This is a genomic window from Robinsoniella sp. RHS (assembly GCF_001029355.1).
In the GTDB taxonomy this organism is placed as follows: Bacteria; Bacillota; Clostridia; order Lachnospirales; family Lachnospiraceae; genus Robinsoniella; species Robinsoniella peoriensis.
On the sequence record NZ_JNGB01000214.1, the window covers coordinates 1 to 2,776 of the forward strand.

Consider the following 2,776-nt stretch of genomic DNA (forward strand, 5'->3'; position numbering starts at 1 on the left):
TCGTAACTTTAAAATCCAGACCATGGAGAATATTTTCAAAATATACATCTGAAAATTCCAGAAGATTTTCTAATCTGGGAAGCTCTTTTGGAACTGCACGAATCCCTTCTTCTCTTTCGTTCAGCGGATAACCGATCATGTAAGAAATGATCTCATCTTCTTTTAGATGCTTTTTATCCAAAACCGCTGCCGTCTTCCCATCCCGCATAATAAATAACCGGTCGCAATATGGTTTCAGACAGCGTAAAGTTGTCTCAACCAAAATAATACTGATGCGGAGCGAACGCAGTATGTAAAAAAGTTTTGAAAACCACTTGAGCGCTTCCTGTGACATTCCGTTTAATACATCGTCCATAACCAATATCCTTACATCATAGACAATTGCCTTTGCAATTTCCACCAAGATCCTGTTTTTAAAAGACAGCGTCCCCACCTTGTCCGTAATATCCGCCTGAATTTCCAATAATTCCATAATCTCAAGGCATTGGTTTCTCACTTCCTTTTTGTTTATTAGAACGGTTTTCTCTTTTACCGTCAGAAAAAGATTTTCTAATATTGTAAAGTCCTCAATTAATGAAGATTGCTTCTGTATATAAAATATACCCGCTTTTCTCGCCTGTTCAATAGAAGTGATACGAATACTTTCCTCATTCAGATATGATCTTCCTGCCGCATAGGGATAAAATCCTGCTATCCCCCCAATCAGGGTAGATTTTCCAGAATAATTTACTCCGATAATTCCAATAATCTCATTCTGGAACAAGTTTAGCCTGGCACCGCTTAAAATTTTTTTCCCTCCCAGATAACTTTCTATTTCTTCCATTCTCAGAATTTCTTTATTCATAGATACTTCCCTTTACCTGCCTGTCCTCCACTTCAATGCAGGGCAATATAAGCTCCGTAGTCGTCCCTACACCGGGTGTGCTCTCTATTGCAATTCCATAGATCTCACCAAAACGCAGCTTAATCCGCTGGCTGATATTAATAAGTGCAATTCCGGTATGAAACTTTGCCGCTTCCCTGGGCGATGACCGCTCTTTGCTCTTTAATCGCTTCTTCAGGTATTCCAGTGCCTCCTCTTCTATTCCCACACCGTCATCCGTAACATTCAGAACAAGCCGCTTCTCTGTTACATATCCACTGATCACCAGGTGCCCTCTCCCGTTCTTATTTTCTAATCCGTGCATAATAGCATTCTCCACAATCGGCTGCAATATCAGATTGGGAATCTGATAGCGGTCCAGCAGGCTTTTTTCCACCTCACAGATGTAGGCAAATCTCCCCTGGAAGCGAAATTCCTGTATCAGCATATAATTCTCCACGTTTTCAAGCTCTTCCCGCAAGGTTAACAGTTTCCCATCTTTGGCAATCATATTGCGGAATAGTCTGGATAGAGCCTCTGTCATCGCCGCTATTTCCTCCACATCATGAATCAGGGCGAGCCCCCTGATGGAGTCCAGGGTATTATACAAAAAGTGGGGATTAATCTGAGTCTGCAGTGCCAGCAGCTCCGTCTCCTGCCGTTGATTTTCAGCAATCTGGTTTTGCTGTTGGATAAACTTCTGTTCCTCCAGCATTTCCAGAAACATCCGTTCTATGGAAGAGTCTGCAAGATACTTCTCATATACCGCACTGTCCTCCATCCTGGTGAGGGTTTTATACTCTTCTACTGTGCTTTCCAGATGAAAAACCGGCTTGATCAGAAAAATATAATCTATTACACCCAGGATTACAATGCTGAGTCCCAGGCACAAGAAGACGATTTTCTGATAGTATCCAATGGATGTTTCCTCTATATAATTGTTTATGATCTGAAAATCTGCTATTTCTTTTCCAATCAGGCATAAGAAGCTTGGCAGCAGAAGATTTACCGCTGCAGCCAGCATCACTCCGCTGCTGTTTAATTTATCCGGCATGAATCTTTTCTTGATATTTTTCATGGGTACCTCCGTAATTCAATTTTAACAAATCATTTACGTTACATTTCTGCTTCGATATTCCGTTGGCTTAACCCCTACGTTTTTTTTAAACATCTTGGAAAAATATCTGGCATCGGAAAATCCCACAAGTCCTGCCACCTCGTTTACATTATACCTCACATCTTTTAACAGCTTCTTCGCCATATCAATCCGGTATTGATTCAGATAATCAACAAAGTTTGTCCCAACCTCTTTCTTAAAAAGTACGCTGAAATATACACCGCTCAGATTGACCACCTCTGCTACAGATGCCATTGAGATATTCCTGGCATAATTTTCGGCAATATACTTTTTCGCAATTCGTATGGAAGGGTTCTCACCACCTTTGCTGTTCTGTGTATATTCTTCAATAAAAATACTGATCTGATCCATCAGCGCGGCTGCTGTCTGCCTGGGCGTATAACACCAGAGCAGCTTTTCCATCAGCTGTACTTCCAAATCTTCATAACTGCCTTTATAAATGTCAATCTGCCTGAGATATTCATAAAACTTCCGGTGAATAAACTGCAGTATCTCATGATAAATGCATGTATCACGGTAACGGTATTCATCCCCCGCCGAAAATGCCCCCAGAACCTGTAATTTAATCTTGTCAACCTGAAAGCTTTTAAATGACTCTGCAAGTCTTACCCTGGCTTCATCTGAAAATATAATATCAATTATTCCGGGATCTTCTTTAACCATAGAATCCTGTATAATAGCTCCAATTTCAAGTGCGGTTCTGGTATACAGGCATTTTTCAGCAGAGCCATAGCTCTCCGAAAAACCAGAAAGCCCCGTTACCTCTCTTCCCATCC

The 2,776-nt window shown here is 41.1% G+C and carries 3 protein-coding genes; all 3 read right to left on the bottom strand.

The window, feature by feature from the left end; all coding sequences use genetic code 11:
• Positions 1–844 (bottom strand): ATP-binding cassette domain-containing protein (locus RHS_RS28680; protein ID WP_047835132.1); only part of this gene is annotated, 844 nt, incomplete at its 3' end.
• On the bottom strand, positions 837–1,940 hold the full coding sequence (locus tag RHS_RS28685; protein WP_395014276.1) for a sensor histidine kinase: 1,104 nt from the start codon (positions 1,938–1,940) through the stop codon (positions 837–839). The genes RHS_RS28685 and RHS_RS28680, both read right to left, overlap by 8 nt.
• Before the next feature lie 33 nt (positions 1,941–1,973).
• Positions 1,974–2,776: helix-turn-helix domain-containing protein (locus RHS_RS32280; protein WP_395023640.1), on the bottom strand; the 803-nt coding region annotated here is incomplete at its 5' end.